Origin of the sequence: Streptomyces sp. GbtcB6, from assembly GCF_019091475.1 — a bacterium.
GTDB lineage: Bacteria > Actinomycetota > Actinomycetes > Streptomycetales > Streptomycetaceae > Streptomyces > Streptomyces hyaluromycini.
The window spans coordinates 1-15,025 of record NZ_JAGXJL010000104.1 but is presented as its reverse complement, the minus strand read 5'-3'; the positions used below and the strand labels follow the sequence as shown (position 1 = coordinate 15,025).

At 71.9% G+C, this 15,025-nt stretch carries 15 protein-coding genes and 2 pseudogenes; 14 read left to right on the top strand and 3 right to left on the bottom strand.

Translation table 11 applies throughout. From position 1 onward, the window contains the following. Nucleotides 1-538 precede the first annotated feature (538 nt). From KVT45_RS53375 to KVT45_RS53355, 5 genes are read left to right on the top strand one after another with little or no spacing between them, the layout of a single operon-like run. Nucleotides 539-880 (top strand): metalloregulator ArsR/SmtB family transcription factor, encoded by a 342-nt coding sequence (locus KVT45_RS53375; protein WP_217562098.1) that lies wholly within the window; start codon nucleotides 539-541, stop codon nucleotides 878-880. Then, nucleotides 877-2,622 carry a SulP family inorganic anion transporter gene (locus KVT45_RS53370; protein ID WP_217562096.1) on the top strand — a complete coding sequence of 582 codons (1,746 nt, stop codon included), beginning with the start codon at nucleotides 877-879 and terminating at the stop codon, nucleotides 2,620-2,622. Before KVT45_RS53375 ends, KVT45_RS53370 begins: the two co-directional genes overlap by 4 nt. Continuing rightward, a complete protein-coding gene (locus KVT45_RS53365) occupies nucleotides 2,619-3,029 on the top strand; it encodes a pyridoxamine 5'-phosphate oxidase family protein (RefSeq protein WP_217562093.1) in 411 nt (136 codons plus the stop codon). Before KVT45_RS53370 ends, KVT45_RS53365 begins: the two co-directional genes overlap by 4 nt. Further along, complete coding sequence (locus tag KVT45_RS53360; protein ID WP_217562091.1) at nucleotides 3,029-3,454, top strand: anti-sigma regulatory factor; 426 nt, start codon at nucleotides 3,029-3,031, stop codon at nucleotides 3,452-3,454. Before KVT45_RS53365 ends, KVT45_RS53360 begins: the two co-directional genes overlap by 1 nt. A 48-nt stretch (nucleotides 3,455-3,502) precedes the next feature. Further along, a complete protein-coding gene (locus tag KVT45_RS53355) occupies nucleotides 3,503-3,925 on the top strand; it encodes an anti-sigma factor antagonist (RefSeq protein ID WP_217562089.1) in 423 nt (140 codons plus the stop codon). A gap of 10 nt (nucleotides 3,926-3,935) precedes the next feature. Here KVT45_RS53355 and KVT45_RS53350 read toward each other — a convergent pair whose 3' ends face one another. Further along, complete coding sequence (locus KVT45_RS53350) at nucleotides 3,936-4,730, bottom strand: 2-phosphosulfolactate phosphatase (RefSeq protein WP_217562087.1); 795 nt, start codon at nucleotides 4,728-4,730, stop codon at nucleotides 3,936-3,938. Nucleotides 4,731-5,161: 431 nt separating this feature from the next. On the opposite strand from KVT45_RS53350, the gene KVT45_RS53345 reads away from it, so the two are divergent. From KVT45_RS53345 to KVT45_RS53310, 8 genes are all read left to right on the top strand, one after another. Beyond that, nucleotides 5,162-5,512 (top strand): helix-turn-helix transcriptional regulator, encoded by a 351-nt coding sequence (locus KVT45_RS53345; RefSeq protein WP_217562085.1) that lies wholly within the window; start codon nucleotides 5,162-5,164, stop codon nucleotides 5,510-5,512. Between the two features lie 178 nt (nucleotides 5,513-5,690). Next, nucleotides 5,691-6,173, top strand: a complete 483-nt coding sequence (locus tag KVT45_RS53340) for an NADH-quinone oxidoreductase subunit B family protein (RefSeq protein ID WP_217562083.1) — start codon at nucleotides 5,691-5,693, stop codon at nucleotides 6,171-6,173. Continuing rightward, nucleotides 6,170-8,203 carry a proton-conducting transporter membrane subunit gene (locus tag KVT45_RS53335; RefSeq protein ID WP_217562081.1) on the top strand — a complete coding sequence of 678 codons (2,034 nt, stop codon included), beginning with the start codon at nucleotides 6,170-6,172 and terminating at the stop codon, nucleotides 8,201-8,203. Before KVT45_RS53340 ends, KVT45_RS53335 begins: the two co-directional genes overlap by 4 nt. Beyond that, nucleotides 8,203-9,159, top strand: a complete 957-nt coding sequence (locus KVT45_RS53330) for a respiratory chain complex I subunit 1 family protein (RefSeq protein ID WP_217562079.1) — start codon at nucleotides 8,203-8,205, stop codon at nucleotides 9,157-9,159. The genes KVT45_RS53335 and KVT45_RS53330 overlap by 1 nt, the downstream gene beginning before the upstream one ends. Continuing rightward, entirely contained in the window at nucleotides 9,156-9,836 is a 681-nt protein-coding gene (locus KVT45_RS53325) for a hypothetical protein (RefSeq protein WP_217562078.1), read from the top strand. The genes KVT45_RS53330 and KVT45_RS53325 overlap by 4 nt, the downstream gene beginning before the upstream one ends. After that, entirely contained in the window at nucleotides 9,836-11,419 is a 1,584-nt protein-coding gene (locus KVT45_RS53320) for a proton-conducting transporter membrane subunit (RefSeq protein ID WP_217562076.1), read from the top strand. Before KVT45_RS53325 ends, KVT45_RS53320 begins: the two co-directional genes overlap by 1 nt. A gap of 4 nt (nucleotides 11,420-11,423) precedes the next feature. Further along, complete coding sequence (locus tag KVT45_RS53315; RefSeq protein WP_217562074.1) at nucleotides 11,424-12,905, top strand: NADH-quinone oxidoreductase subunit C; 1,482 nt, start codon at nucleotides 11,424-11,426, stop codon at nucleotides 12,903-12,905. Between the two features lie 90 nt (nucleotides 12,906-12,995). Next, a complete protein-coding gene (locus tag KVT45_RS53310) occupies nucleotides 12,996-13,781 on the top strand; it encodes a hypothetical protein (protein ID WP_217562073.1) in 786 nt (261 codons plus the stop codon). Between the two features lie 113 nt (nucleotides 13,782-13,894). Here the strand turns inward: KVT45_RS53310 and KVT45_RS53305 are convergent. Continuing rightward, nucleotides 13,895-14,212 (bottom strand): annotated as a pseudogene (locus KVT45_RS53305) (GNAT family N-acetyltransferase); the annotation flags it as partial. 135 nt (nucleotides 14,213-14,347) lie between these two features. Between KVT45_RS53305 and KVT45_RS53300 the strand changes: the two are divergent. After that, nucleotides 14,348-14,770 (top strand): annotated as a pseudogene (locus tag KVT45_RS53300) (Tn3 family transposase); the annotation flags it as partial. 45 nt (nucleotides 14,771-14,815) lie between these two features. Here the strand turns inward: KVT45_RS53300 and KVT45_RS53295 are convergent. Then, nucleotides 14,816-15,025, bottom strand: a 210-nt coding sequence (locus KVT45_RS53295) for a cupin domain-containing protein (protein ID WP_217562071.1), incomplete at its 5' end; no start/stop codon positions are given.

Sequence of the window (15,025 nt, the reverse complement as noted above, 5' to 3'; positions counted from 1 at the left end):
AAGAGACTTACCCCGGCCGCTGTGGTGGCGCCAAGGGAAGTGACGCCCGTCCTCAAGATTCCCGACAGAGTCACTCAATGGACGGTGCCGGTCACCTGGTACGGCGTGATCGGCTTGCTGATCGCCACCCGCTGGTGGGACTACTGGCGGACACTGCTCTGAGCCCGCGAACGCAGACGCTGGTACGAGAACGTCATCGTGGCTGTCCTCCCGGCAGATGACGGGCGGCTTCCGCGCGCCGTGTCTTCCACCCTGGCACCCGGTCCGACACGCGGCTCGCTTTCGCCGTCCAGGCGCTCCATCTCCGGGAGGCGGAGGTGCTGCGGTCTGCTGCTCGCCCGCGCCGCTTCCCGCCACCCACGTACGGAACGGCAGACAGCGGATATCGGAATTGCTAAATTTCGCAATTGATTAGATGCTGTGGTTGCTGCGTCCGTCCCGTCCTGATCCGGTAGCCGCGGGCGCAGCACTTACGTGTCTGGCGTGTGCTGTGTCTGCCCCGCGGGGGTGGGGTCTTCGTAGGGGAAGCCGAGGAGTCGTGTCCGTTCCGCTGTACCAGGCCAAGGCCGAGTTCTTCCGGATGCTGGGGCATCCCGCGCGGATACAGGTGCTGGAGCTGCTGCAGGCCGGGCCGATGCCGGTGCGGGACCTCCTTGCCGCCATCGACGTCGAGCCCTCCAGCCTGTCGCAGCAGCTGGCGGTGCTGCGGCGCTCCGGGATCGTCAGCTCGACCCGCGAGGGCCAGGCGGTTGTCTACGCACTGGCCGGCGGAGACGTCGCCGACCTGATGACGGCCGCGCGGCGGATCCTGACCGAGATGCTCGCCGGGCAGAACGAGCTGCTGGCCGAGCTGCGGGACTCCGAGGTCGCCGCGCGATGACCACGGCATGCAGCCGGGCCTGGGCCCGGATCACTTCGCTCCTGCCCACGCGTGCCGACCTGGCAGAGGTGCGGCGCGACCCGCGCCGGGACCTGCTGGCCGGGCTCACCGTGGCCGTCGTGGCGCTGCCGCTCGCGCTCGGCTTCGGCGTCTCCTCGGGTCTGGGCGCGGAGGCGGGCCTGGCGACCGCGGTGGTCGCCGGTGCGCTCGCCGCGGTGTTCGGCGGATCCAATCTGCAGGTGTCGGGCCCGACGGGCGCCATGACCGTGGTCCTCGTCCCGATCGTCGGCCAGTACGGGGCGAGGGGCGTGCTGACCGTCGGGCTGATGGCGGGCGTCATGCTCGTCACCCTGGCCGCGCTGAGGGCCGGCCGCTACATGCAGTACGTGCCTGCCCCGGTCGTCGAGGGCTTCACCCTCGGCATCGCCTGCGTCATCGGCTTGCAGCAGATCCCGAACGCTCTCGGCGTGCCCAAGCCGGAGGGCGACCGAGTGCTCGTGGTCACCTGGCGCGCGGTCGAGGAGTTCGCGAAGAATCCGAACTGGACCGCTGTCGGTTTCGCGGTCGCCGTGGCCGCGGTCATGCTGGTGGGCGCCCGCTGGCAGCCGACTATCCCTTTCTCGATTCTCGCGGTGATCGCGGCCACGCTGGTGGCGCAGGTGGCTGGACTGGACGCGGCGAAGCCGATCGGCACCCTGCCGTCCGGGCTGCCCGCTCCCTCCCTGTCCTTCCTGGAGCTCGGCTCGTTGGGCTCCCTGCTCGCCCCGGCGGTGGCGGTCGCCGCCCTGGCCGCCCTGGAGTCGCTGCTGTCCGCGTCGGTCGCGGACGGTATGACGGTGGGGCAGAAGCACAATCCCGACCGCGAGCTGTTCGGCCAGGGCCTGGCGAACATCGCCGCCCCTCTGTTCGGCGGGGTCCCCGCGACCGGCGCCATCGCGCGTACCGCGGTCAATGTCCGCACCGGCGCCAGCTCCCGCCTCGCCGCCCTTACGCATGCCGCGGTCCTCGCCGTGATCGTCTTCGCCGCCGCGCCCCTGGTCTCGAAGATCCCCCTGGCCGCCCTGGCGGGCGTTCTGCTGGCCACTGCGATCCGCATGGTCGAGGTCGGCTCGCTGCGGGCGATGGCGAAGGCCACGCGTTCCGACGCGCTCATCCTCGTCCTCACTGCCGTCGCCACGCTCGCCCTGGACCTCGTCTACGCGGTGATCATCGGCTTGGTCGTGGCCGGTGCCCTCGCCCTGCGCGCCGTCGCCAAGCAGGCCCGCTTCGACCAGGTCCCGCTGGACCAGGGTGACCACAGCGACGAGGAGCACGCGCTGCTGGCCGAGCACATCGTCGCCTACCGCATCGACGGCCCGTTGTTCTTCGCCGCCGCCCACCGCTTCCTGCTGGAGCTGACCGAGGTCGCTGACGTCCGTGTCGTCATCCTGCGCATGTCCCGGGTGTCCACGATGGACGCCACCGGCGCCCTCGTCCTGAAGGACGCCGTGGAGAAGCTCAAGCGGCGCGGCATCGTCGTCATGACCTCCGGGATACGCCCCGGTCAGCGCCAGGTCCTCGAATCGGTGGGTGCGCTCGACCTGCTTCGCCTGGAGGGCCGGGAGTACGGCAGCACCCCCGAGGCGATCCGGGCCGCCCGCGACCACCTGGAGATGGCGGGCGTCTTGCTCGCCGTCCCCGCACAGACGACGCAGACGGCGCGCCCGAAGACGAACGACGTCAGTGAGGAACCAGTCCGATGAGCACCACTCCCGCCACTCTGCGCATGGTCGAGGTCTCCGGTGCGGAGGCGCTGTGGCTGGTGGAGGGCAGCAGCCTGGGGCGGCTGGTGTTCGTCCAGCGGGAGCTGACCGTGGTCCGGCCCGCCCGGCATGTGTGGGAGTACGGGCGGCTGGTGGTGCGCACCCCGGTGCAGGCGGCTGCCGTGCCGACGACGGCGACCTACCAGGTGGACGAGGTCCGCGCGGTGAGTGGCACCGGCTGGACGGTGACCGTGACCGGTCCCGCCGACGTGGTCACCGACGCGCACGAGGCGGCCCACTACCGGCGCACCCTGGCCGGCTGGACGCACGGCCCGCACGACACGATCCTGCGGATCCACCCCCAGACGGTCACCGGTTTCCGTCTCGCCCGCGGGACGGAGGGCTGATGTCCACGCAGTTGCAGACGCTGCCGCACCGGCACGTGCTCACCTTGCCGAGCGAGCCGTCGGCGGTCCGCGTCGCCCGCGAGACCGCTGAACAGATCCTGATCGAGTGGGGGGTCAGTCTGCGTCATCCCGCGGTGGACCCGGCGCTGCTGATCCTCAGCGAACTGGTCACCAACAGTGTCCGGCATGCCGCCGTGCTCTCCCCGCAGCTCACGGTGATCTACGCGGCGGGTGCGGACTGCCTGGCCTTCGCCGTCCACGACCGCCACCCCTACCAGCCCGCGCTGTACGGAGCGGTCACCGGCACGGGAGCCGGCGGTCTGGGCACCGTCATGGAACTCACCCTCGGCCTGAGCGGCACCGCCGCCGTCCGGGCCGACGCGGACGGCAAGGGCAAAAGCATCTGGATCACCCTCCCTCTCTGACCGCACGGCCAACCCCGACAAGCCGCCCGCACAAGGAAGTTCACCGTCATGACGATCGACTGGCGCTACAGAATCGAACAGGACCTCGGCATCCTGTCCGTCGCCGGATACCTGGGCCCGGACGCGGTCCGCCGCTTTGCCGGCGCGGTCGGCTGGGTGCTCGCCCGCGGCACCGGACCGGTCATCGTCGACCTCAGCGAACTGCGCAGCTGGTCGACCGAGGGACAGCTGGCGATCACCAACGCCGCCGTGCGGCTCGCCGCGACGGGCCGCTCCCTGGAGCTGGCCGCGATCCCCGCCGACGGCTCCCTCGTTCCCGCCGGGGACTGCCCGGACATCCCCGTGCACGCCGACCTGGCCGCGGCACTGGTCGCCCATCGCACACCAGGGGCCGATGGCGACGACCCTGCGCGGGGCCGTCACGAGTGGCGTACGACCGGGTGGCCCACCACAGACCGGGCCGGGGAGTAACCCGCGGGGCTCATCCGGGGGCGAAGGCGCCGTCCCGGTCGCGGACGGGCACGATCACGCAGGCGTCCTCCTCGGTGGCGATGGCGACGTCTTCGGCGAACCCTGTCACGGCCAGCTCCCGCCCGGAGGCGCTGGTGGCCACCGCATGCGGCAGGTCGGCGGTGCCTTCGTAGAGCGCCTTCGCGGCCGCCGCTTCGGCGGAGAGCGGGCCCGCGCCCTGCGTGTGCAGGTCGCAGATGAGGGCGCCGGCTGCGAGGAGGTCCTCCAGGGCGGGGCGCAGGCTGCCGTCCGGCCACCGCTCGCCCGCGGCGATCACGGCGACGGGATGCTGGGGCGTGCCGTAGCCCCGGGCGGTGAGCCATTCGCCGGCCGCGGTGATGTTGCGCAGGCAGACGGCGACCACCCGCACGTGGGGCGGTGCGGCAGCGGTAATGGCCGCGTCGTTCGGGGAGGGGAGCACCAGGCGGGCGACGAACGGCGCGGTGCGCAGGTGGGCCGGGGACAGCGACCAGGGGGTGGCGGGTGTGACGGCGCGGCGGTCGACGGCCAGTCGTGCACCGGACTGCTGCGCGTAGACGGCGGCGGCCTTCTCGGCGGCCGCCCGCTCCGGCGCGGAGGCGGGGCCGTCCGGCAGCCAGAACGGCAGGATCCGGGTGCCCTGCCGGACGGCGATGCTCACCGCCGTGGTGAAGGACAGCACATCGACGACGACCAGGCAGGCGACCGCTGCGGCGAGCCGGCCCGCACCGGCAGGCCCCCACTCCAAGCGGATTCCGCTACCGGCCTGGGCGGCCCAGTCGTCCACCGTTCTTCCTCCCCTCGACCGGATGCCGTGCGCGGTCAGCCGCGAGGACCGTCCGGCGCCGGCTGGGCGGACCGGCCGCCGAGGGACAGTTTGAGCATGCGGGAGCTCCCGCAGCGCGGGCAGTTCCCGTCCGGCCCGACGGCGCTGGGATGGCACTTGAGGCGGCAGGCCGAGCACGTGAACCAGGCGACTCCCGGTCCCCGCAGCGGGGTGATTCTCATGCAAGCCTCCCTCACGCGACCTATAGAGTTGCTAATGTTAGCAATTCCTGAGGTTGTCATGGGTGAATCCCGCCCGGTTCCCCGGCGCGGGTTCGGCCTGGCCGGCGCCGCAGGCGAGGATGCCCGTATGTGTGTGACGAGTAGGCGGATGCGATGTACCGACGTGCGGCCGGCGGGAGCGTGCTGCTGTCCGGGGAAGGGGGTGGCCAGGTGAGTACGCCGCTGTACCAGCTGAAGGCCGAGTTCTTCAAAACTCTCGGGCATCCGGCCCGGATCCGGGTCCTGGAACTGCTGAGCGAGCGCGAGTACGCGGTCGCGGAGATGCTCCCCGAGGTGGGCATCGAGGCGGCGCACCTCTCGCAGCAGCTGGCCGTGCTGCGACGGGCGAACCTGGTGCGGACCCGCAAGGAGGGGTCCAACGTGTACTACTCGCTGACCAGCCCGCAGGTGGCGGAGTTGCTGCGGGTCGCGCGGACCATCCTCTCGGGCGTGCTGGCCGGCCAGGCCGAACTCCTCGCCGACCTGCGGGCCGCGCAGGCGGAAGGAAAACCGCCGTCGTAGCGACGGCCCTCGATCGGCGGCCGTCTCCGTGGAGTTGACAGCGCTCTGTGGTGCCGGAGGCGGCCGCCTTCAACAAAAGCCCCGATAAGGGCAAAGTGTCGGAAAGGTGCCGTAACTCCGTCCGTGGGATGACCGGTTGGTCGCCTGCGGAGGGTCCTCACCATCGATGGGAGGGGTCATGGGCCTGCTGCGCAAGATCCGTGAGACGGGGCGGACGGCCGAGCCCGCGCCGCCGCGCCCGCAGGGCGAGGTGCCGGCGAGAGCACGGGAGTTCGGTGGGTCGGTGCAGGTGCGGTGTGTGGATGCGGGTTCCTGCAACGGCTGCGAGATCGAGATCGCGGCGGCCTTCAACCCGGTGTACGACGCCGAGCGGTACGGGGCGCGGCTGGTGGCCTCGCCCCGGCACGCCGACGTCGCCCTGGTGACCGGACCGGTGACCCGGAACATGGCCGAGCCGCTGCGCCGCACGGTCGCCGCGATGGGCGAGCCGAAGCTGGTGGTCGCGGTGGGCGACTGCGCGATCAACTGCGGCGAGTTCGCGGGCGGTTACGGCGTCGAGGGCGCCGTAACCGATGTCGTGCCGGTGGACCTGTCCGTGCCCGGGTGCCCGCCGGAGCCGCAGGAGATCGTGGCGGCGCTCAGGAGAGTGACCGGACGGTGATCCTGATCCCGGCCGCCCTCACGACGGCCACCGCAATGGCCGGAGCGGGCGCACTCGCCGGGTTCGGGCTGCCGTACCGACTGCGTGTGCCGGTCGTGGGAGTGCTGACGGCTGGCACAGGCGCGGCGGGGGGCACGGCAGGGGTGGCCGCACTGGGCGGAAGCCGCTGGTCGGCCATCTTCCCGGGACTGCTGCCGCTGGCCGGGACGCATCTGGCGGTGGACGCACTGGCCGGCCTGTTCATGGCGGTCGCGGGGGCCGTTGTGACCGCGGTCGCGGTCTACGGCATCGGGTACACGGCCGGGCACGGGCAGCACGGACTCAGCTCGCGTACCGCGCAGGCGGTGCTGCCCCTGTTCGCGCTGACGCTGGTCCTCGTACCGGTGGCGGCGTCGGTGTCCACCTTCCTGGTGCTGTGGGAGCTGATGGCGCTCGCCTCGCTGCTGCTGGTGCTGGCCGAGCACCGGCAGCGGGCCGCGGTGCGGCAGGCGGGCGTGTGGTATGCGGTGATGACGCACCTCGGGCTGGTGCTGCTGCTGGTGGGGCTCGCGCTGTTTGCGGCCCAGGCGGGGGGCGAGACGTTCACGGCCCTGCGGGCCGGCGCCTCGGGCATCTCGCCGACCGTGCGCGGTCTCGTCTTCGTCCTGGTGGCGGCCGGGTTCACGTCGAAGGCGGGCGCGGTCCCGCTGCACGCCTGGCTGCCGCGTGCCCACCCCGAGGCGCCCAGTCCTGTCTCGGCGCTGATGAGCGCCGCCATGGTCAACCTCGGCGTCTATGGCCTGGTACGCACCGGCTTCGACCTGCTCGGCGGCGGGCCTGCCTGGTGGTGGCTGACGGTCCTCGCGCTCGGCGGGCTGTCCGCGGTGTACGGCATCCTGCAAGCGGCCATGGCCTCCGACCTGAAGCGGCTGCTGGCGTACTCGACATCCGAGAACATGGGCCTGGTCCTGATCGGGGTCGGCGCGTCCGGCCTGTTCACGGCCTACGGTGACCGGCCGCTGGCCGCGTTGGCGCTGACGGCCGCGCTGTTGCACGTGGTCAACCACGCCGGGTTCAAGGCCCTGTTGTTCTGCGCGGCGGGCTCGGTGCTGCGTTCCACCGGCGAGCGGAACCTGGATCTGCTGGGTGGGCTGCGCTCGCGGATGCCGGTCACGGCGGGCCTGTTCGCGGTCGCCGCGCTGGGGGCGGTGGCGCTGCCGCCCGGCAACGGCTTCATCAGTGAGTGGCTGCTGTTGCAGTCGCTGATCCACGGCCTTCAGGTACCCGGTGTTGCTCCGGCCGTCGTCCTGCCCGTCGCCGTGGCGCTGATCGCGCTGTCGGCGGGGCTCGCGGCGGCGGTGTTCGTCAAGGCGCTCGGCGTGGGCTTCTTCGCCCGGCCGCGCAGCGAGAAGGCCGCCAAGGCGAAGGAATCACCGCCGCTCATGCTCGCCGGAATGGGACTGCTCGCCGCCGCCTGCGTAGCCCTGGCGCTGGTGCCGGGCCTGCTGGGCGACAGCCTGGACCGGGCCGTGGGAGCGGTCGGGCTGCCGGGCAGCGAGGCAGTGTCGGGCGGCGGACTGAAGGTGCGGCTCGCCGACATCTCCGCGTCGCTCTCACCGCTGTGGATCACCTCAGCCCTGACCGGGGCACTCGTCCTGGCCACCTGGCTGCCCCGGCTCTACGGCCGCAGGCGGCGCCGCAAAGACGCCCGGCTGTGGGACTGCGGCGGCGGGGCGCCCACCCCGCGCATGGCCTATACAGCGACGTCGTTCGCGGAGCCGCTGCAGCGGGTCTTCGATGACGTCCTCGCCCCGGAACAGGATGTGAATGTGACGCCGGTGCGCGAGTCGTCGTACCTGGTGGAGCGGGTTCGCTTCTCCCGCGCGGTGCCCGACCGGATCGAGCACCGCCTGTACGAGCCGGTGCTCGGCGCGCTGGCCGGCGCCGGACGCGCGGCGCGGCGGCTGGCGGGCGGCAGCGTCCATCTCTACCTCGGCTACGGCTTCGCCGGCCTGGTCGTGCTGCTGTTGGTGTTGGCGGTGGGCTGGTGATGAACAAGATCGGGTATATGGCCGTCGCGGGTCAGGTCGTCGCGATCGTTGCGGGGGCCCCGCTGCTGACCGGGTGGATGCGGCAGGTGAGGGCGTGGCTGGAAGGGCGGGCAGGGGCCGGTGTCCTGCAACCCTGGCGGGACGCCCGCAAGCTGCTGCGCAAGGAACCGATCACCCCGATGGGTACCGGTCCCGCCTTCCGGGCAGCCCCGGCGCTGCTGGTCGCCACCACGGTGGTGGCCGCCGCCCTCGTCCCGCTGCTGTCGACCGACACCCCGGTCAGCTCCCACGCGGACCTGATCGTGGTGGTGGCGCTGATCGCCCTGGGCACCCTCGCGCTCGCGCTGGCCGGGCTGGATACCGGCACGGCGTTCGGCGGGATGGGCGCCTCCCGGGAGATGACGGTCGCCGCGCTCGTTGAGCCGACCATTCTGCTGTCGGTGTTCGCGCTGTCGATACCGGCCGGGACCACCAACCTGCCGGCCATCGTCTCCGGCGCGGTCCACGAACCGGGCCGCCTCGCCTCCCCCGTCGGCCTGCTGTCCACCGCCGCGCTCGCGGTCGCCGTCCTCGCCGAGACCGGACGGATCCCCATCGACAACCCCTCCACCCACCTCGAACTCACCATGATCCACGAAGCGATGGTGCTCGAATACGCAGGCCCCGACCTGGCCCTGGCCGAACTCGGCGCCCAGATGCGCCTCACCCTGCTGCTCGGTCTGCTGGCCTCGCTGTTCGTGCCGTGGGGCATCGCTACGAGCATCTCCTGGGCCGCCCTGGCCGTGGCCCTGGTCGCGTTCGCGGCGAAGCTGGTGCTGCTGGGCGCCGTGCTCGCGGCGGCGGAGGTGTTCTGGGCCAAGGTGCGCCTGTTCAAGGTGCCCGAACTGCTCGCCGGGTCTTTACTGCTGGCCCTGCTCGCGGTGACGTCCTCGTACTTCCTGAGCGGAGCCTCATGAGCGACGGCCTGTTCACCCAGCTCCTCGACCTGGCCTGCGGCGCGTTCCTGCTGGCGGCCGTCATCGTGCTGTGGCGGCGCGAACTGGCCGCCATTGTCCGCGTCTTCGCCCTCCAGGGCATCGCCCTGGCCGCCATCGCCGTCCTGCTCGGCACGCACGAACAACGGTGGGACCTGATCGGCGTCGGCCTGGGCATCGGCGTCCTGCGCGCCGGCGTCCTGCCCCATCTGATGCGCCGGGCCCTGGCCGCGGTCGCACCCGCACGCGCCTACAGCGAGGAGACACGGGAGGCTCAGCCGCTGGTGAATGTCGCCGCCTCCCTGCTGACCGCCGCCGCGCTCACCCTGCTCGCCTACGCGGTCGCCCGCCCGCTCGTCGAACTGGATCCGACCCCGGCGACGCGGGCGCTGCCGGTCGGTCTCGCGGTCGTGCTGATCGGCTTCTTCGTGCTGGTGACCCGCAGGCGTGCGCTCGCGCAGGTGGTCGGCTTCCTGCTGCTGGACAACGGCATCACCGCCACCGCCTTTCTCGCCACCTCTGGTGTGCCGCTCATTGTCGAACTCGGCGTCTCCTTCGACGTACTGCTGGCCGTTTTGGTGCTGCAGATCCTCACCACCCGGATGCGGGAGGCGTTCGGCACCACCGACATCGACGACCTGCGGGAGCTGCACGACTGATGAGCCCGACCGCCTTCGCGCTGCTGCTCACCGCGCCCGCCGCCGTACCGCTGGCCGTCGCGGGGGCGTACGCGCTGCCCGGACTGCGCACCCGCTCGACCGCCGCGGTGTTCGCCGCGCAGCTCACCGAGATCCGGCAGCGGGCGTCCTCCCAGGGCGCCGTCCTGGTCGCGGAGCCCCCCGAGCCAAGCCAGGTGCCCAAGCGGCACGGGTGGGACTGGGCCGGTCTCGTCTCACCCGCCGCCATCCTCACGTGCGGGAGCCTGCTCGCCGCCGGCATCGTCGAGAACGGGCCACGGTCGGTGTACTCCGGGCTGCTGCGCGCGGACGCTCTGACCGTCTGGATGCTGCTCGTCATCGGTGCGGTCGCACTGATCGCCTGCGCATCAAGCCCCGCCTACCTGGCGCGCGAGCAGGCCACCGGATCCGCCGTGTGGCGCTACCAGTCCCTGGTCCACGCCTTCCTCGCCTGCATGTGCCTGGCGGTGGTGACCGCCAACCTCGGCGTGCTGTGGGTGGCGATCGAGGCGACCACCATCGTCACCGCCTTCCTCGTCGGCCACCGCCGCACCCGCGCCTCGGTGGAGGCGGCGTGGAAGTACGTAGTGATCTGCTCGGCGGGCATCGCCCTCGCTTTTCTCGGCACGGTGCTGATCTACTACGCGGCCCGGCAGGCCGGTATCGCCGAGGCGTGGGCCCTGGACTGGCCCACCCTCGTCGCCCGCGTCGGCCGGCTCGATCCGGCGGTCACCCGGCTCGGCATCAGCCTCGTCGTCCTCGGCTTCGGCGCCAAGGCGGGTCTCGTCCCTCTGCACGCCTGGCTGCCCGACGCACACAGCCAGGCGCCCGCACCGGTCTCCGCGCTGATGTCAGGCGTCCTGCTGTCGGTCGCCTTCGCCGCGATCCTGCGCTACCGGGTCATCGCCGACGCGGCCCTCGGCCCGGGCTTCACCCAGGCACTGCTGGCCGTCATCGCCCTGCTCACCCTGGCCCTCGCGGCCGGGCTGCTGCTCGCCCAGCGCGACTACAAACGCATGCTGGCCTACTCGTCCATGGAGCACATGAGCCTGATCGCCCTCGCCGCGGCAATCGGCAGCCCGCTCGCCCTGTCCGCCGCCCTGCTGCACATCGCCGGACACGGGCTCGCCAAGTCGGTCGCATTCTGCGCCTCCGGCCGGATGCTCCAGCTGACGGGCACCAGCCGGATCGGACGGGTACGCGGGCTGATCGCCCAAGTGCCCTGGCTGGGCGGGGCGTTCGGACTGGCCGTGGCAGCACTGCTCGGCTTCCCGCCATTCAGCCTCTTCGCCTCCGAACTCGGCATCGCCCGCGCCGGGTTCGCCGCCGGAGGCGGCCTCGGGTGGGCCATGGCGGCGGCCCTGTCGCTCATCCTGGCGGCCTTCGCCGCGCTGGCAGCCCGCACCGCCCGGATGCTGCTCGGACCGGAAACGCCGGGCGAGGAGAGCCCCTCGGCCCTCTGGCCCCTGCTGCTGGGCCTGGCCGCCTGCGCCGCCCTGGGCATCGCCACTGGCCCGCTCACCGACCTGCTGCACGCCGCCGCCCACGCGATCGGAGGCCACTGACGCCATGCGCAAGACGTACCAGGTCAGCGCCGCCACTCTGCCCCAACATGCCGAGCAGCTGCTCGCCCAGGGCCACCGGCTCGCCCTGGTCGCCGTGCACAGCGACAAAGGCGGCCCCCGCGTCGTGTACCTGTTCGTGGCCGGCCCGCCCGACACCCGGGTGGAGCTCCAGATCCGCCTCGACCCCGACCGCCCCGCGGTACCCAGCCTGGCCCATCTGTCCTTCCCCGCAGGCCGGTTCGAACGGGAGATGCGCGACCTGTTCGGCATCGTCCCCCTCGACCATCCGCTGCCCCGCCGTCTCGTCCGCCACTTCCATTGGCCGCGCCACTGGTACCCGATGCGCCCCGACGCCGGGCCCCCGCCCGCCTTCGGCGAGCAGGAAGGCCCCTACCCCTTCCTGGAGGTGGAGGGTGACGGCGTCTACGAAATCCCCGTCGGCCCGGTGCACGCCGGGCTGATCGAACCCGGGCACTTCCGCTTCTCCGTCGTCGGCGAGACCATCCTGAAACTCAAGGCCCGCCTCTGGTTCGTCCACAAGGGTGTGGAGAAACTCTTCCAGGGCCGATCGGCGGCTGCCGGACTCCCTCTCGCCGAACGCGTCAGCGGGGACACGGCCGTCGGGCACGCCCTCGCGTACTGCCTGGCCGTCGAGGAGGCCACCGGCACCGACGTGCCCGAAGAGGCCCGGCGTGCCCGCGCGATGCTCCTGGAACTGGAGCGCGTCCACAGCCACGTGGCCGACCTCGGCATGCTCTGCAACGATGTCGGCCACTCCATCCTCAACGCCCACGCCCAGCGCGTGCGCGAGCAACTCCTGCGCCTCAACAAGGAGATCACCGGCCACCGGCTGCTGCGCGGCGGCATCGTCCCCGGTGGAGCCGTTCTCCACGCGCTGCCCGACGCGACCCGGCTGAAGGCGATCGGGGAGGACATCCGCGAGATCGCCGACCTCGCCCTGGGCCACTCCACCGTCCGTGACCGCTTCACCGGCACCGCGATCCTGCACGCCGCCGCGGCCCGGGAAATCGGCTGTCTCGGCTACGTCGCCCGCGCCAGCAGCATCACCGACGACGCCCGGGTGGCGCACCCTTTCACCGGATACGGCGCCCAACTCACCATCCCCGTGCACGACAGCGGCGACGTCTTGGCCCGTTTCCTGGTCCGCACCGAGGAGATCGGCATCTCCCTCGCGCTGGTCGCACAGTTCGCCGAGGACATCAGTGCCCCCGCAGCCGTACTGGCCCCCGCACCCCCACCTGGTACTGGTCCCCGTACGGGGGTGGGCCTGGTGGAGGGCTGGCGGGGCACCATCGCCACCCGCGTCGAACTCGCCCCCGACGGCACGCTCGCCCGCGTCAAGCCGGTCGACCCGTCGTTCTTCAACTGGCCTGCCCTGCCGGTGGCGTTGGCGGACACGATCGTCCCGGACTTCCCGCTGACGAACAAGAACTTCAATCTCTCCTACGCGGGCAACGACCTGTAGACCTCCCGGTCGTGTTCACACGCGGCCCCCTCCCTGCCTTGTCCGTTCCATGCCAAGCTGGATGGGCCACGAGTGGCAGGGGGAGCGGCCATGAACGAAGGACGCCGGAGAGCGGTCTTATTCCTCGCGACGCTGGGGACATTCGGCACGGCACTGGTCGGGCTGTATGCGCTGACGGTGCTGTGGCTGGCGCATGACGCGGCCGACCGGTGGGCCGTGGCCATCGCCTTCGCCGTCGCGGCCTCCGGGGCGGTGGACAAGGCTCTGTCGCCGTGGGCCGATCACGCCCCGCCCGCAGCTACGCCCCCGGACACGGATCCGCCCGATCCGGAACCGGAACCGTCCGGTGGGCACCCGCGAGGAGCCCATGAGCGGGTGACGACCGCTGTGGTGACGGCGGCGGTCACGGCCGCGGCGGCTGCCGTCGTGTACGGGGTGCTGGCGCCGAAGGCCAAAGGCGGCGACACCGTGTCAGCCTCCAGCGGCTACACCCTGGTCTACGGACACCGGACGCTGTCGCTGAAGAACTACAACTACGCCTTCGACCTGCGCGCCGGGGCGGTCAGCGGTTCCGAGTCCTCCTGGAGCGTCAGCACGAACGCCGGAGGTGACGGCAACGGCGCCTTCGAAATCCAGCCGCTGACCGACGCCTACGTCGTCCCCGGCAAGACCGCGCCGAGCGCCGCCCAGTGCGCCGCCAAGGCCACCCGCCGCCCCGCGAAGGGATGGATCCACTTCCGCCAGGCCCCGCCCGGCCGCACAGTGTGCCTGCGTGACACGACGAACGGCGACATCGCCGTGTTCACCGTCATCGACGTCGACCACGGCAACTACGCCACCACGGACGACATCACCTACTACCGGCACCAGAGCTGACCGCCCCAGCCCGCCGCACCGGATCGTGCCCGTGCCGGCATGCGGGCCTGGCCGGGCGGCCACCCGTGTTCCTGGCCTAGGTCCGGGCCGGAACGCCCACAGAACACGACCTCTCACGTATCGCCTTGCACCAGGGCGTGCAGATGCTCGTCGTGCCATCCGTCCTCATGCAGCAGCGCGCCACGCTGGGTGCCCTCGAAGGAGTAGCCGGCCTTCTCGGCCACGCGGCAGGACGCCGGGTTCGCCGTCGAGTGGCACAGGCGCAGGCGGTGCAGGCCCAGGTCTTCGAGGGCCCACTGGCTGATACGCCGGGTTGCCTCAACGACGACACCGCCGCCGCGCGCCTCGGGCAGCACCCAGTAGACGATCTCGGCGTTGCCGTCGTCGAGATCGATGTCGCCCCAGCCGATCAGGCCGAGGGCCTCACCTCCGTCGGCCCCTGGTCGAGCGCAGCAGGGCGAGCACGATCACGGCGGTCCGGCCCGGCGGTAGCAGGCGCCATCGGGAGCGCATCTGCTTCAGGTGTCCTCGCGGCAGGTCTGGCGCCAAGACCAGCCTCCGCCGACAAGACCATGCACATGCTCGCCCTGGTCGACCCGGTGGACGGCACCTACCGGCGGCTCATGAACCGGCAGCTTACCGTGCAGGAGTCCCGCCACCGCCTGGCCCGCGCGATCTGCCACGGCGGCCGGGGCCAGATCCGACAGGCGTACCGCGAGGGCCAGGAGGATCAGTTGGCCAGTCTGGGTCTCGTTCTCAATGCCGTCGTGCTGTGGAACACCCGCTACTTGGACGCTGCTGTTGCCCGGCTCCGCGCCGAGGGCCACGCCGTCAAGGACGAGGACGTCGCCCGGCTCTCCCCGCTCAAGGACCGGCACATCAACTTCCTGGGCCGCTACCTGTTCAACATCAAGGCAAGCGGCCCCGGCCAGGGCCTGCGCCCCTTCCGCGACCCCGACGCCGCTGAGGACGACGAGGAAGAGGCCTGACATCCTGGGCGTATCCGGGACGTCAGGCCGTTCGTTCGCTGCTTGCTATCGGGCCCTGGGGCCGGGGGCGGGCGGGGTGCGCGGTCGCAGGCGCTCTCCCTGCGGCCCGAACATGATCAGGTACTCGACCGGGCCGCCGGGGCCGGCGTTCGCGACCCCATGGGGATTGCGGGTGTCGAACTCGGCGACGTCCCCGGCACTCAGGACGAGGTCCTGGTCGCCGAGTGCGAGCCACAGCCGCCCGTACAGGACGCA

Excerpts from the sequence above, each read along its gene's own strand:
- KVT45_RS53325 (WP_217562078.1), top strand. The coding sequence starts at position 9,156 with ATGAGCGACGGCCTGTTCACCCAGCTCCTCGACCTGGCCTGCGGCGCG.
- KVT45_RS53360 (WP_217562091.1), top strand. The coding sequence starts at position 3,029 with ATGTCCACGCAGTTGCAGACGCTGCCGCACCGGCACGTGCTCACCTTG.
- KVT45_RS53365 (WP_217562093.1), top strand. The coding sequence starts at position 2,619 with ATGAGCACCACTCCCGCCACTCTGCGCATGGTCGAGGTCTCCGGTGCG.
- KVT45_RS53355 (WP_217562089.1), top strand. The coding sequence starts at position 3,503 with ATGACGATCGACTGGCGCTACAGAATCGAACAGGACCTCGGCATCCTG.
- KVT45_RS53340 (WP_217562083.1), top strand. The coding sequence starts at position 5,691 with ATGGGCCTGCTGCGCAAGATCCGTGAGACGGGGCGGACGGCCGAGCCC.
- KVT45_RS53320 (WP_217562076.1), top strand. The coding sequence starts at position 9,836 with ATGAGCCCGACCGCCTTCGCGCTGCTGCTCACCGCGCCCGCCGCCGTA.
- KVT45_RS53315 (WP_217562074.1), top strand. The coding sequence starts at position 11,424 with ATGCGCAAGACGTACCAGGTCAGCGCCGCCACTCTGCCCCAACATGCC.
- KVT45_RS53330 (WP_217562079.1), top strand. The coding sequence starts at position 8,203 with ATGAACAAGATCGGGTATATGGCCGTCGCGGGTCAGGTCGTCGCGATC.
- KVT45_RS53370 (WP_217562096.1), top strand. The coding sequence starts at position 877 with ATGACCACGGCATGCAGCCGGGCCTGGGCCCGGATCACTTCGCTCCTG.
- KVT45_RS53310 (WP_217562073.1), top strand. The coding sequence starts at position 12,996 with ATGAACGAAGGACGCCGGAGAGCGGTCTTATTCCTCGCGACGCTGGGG.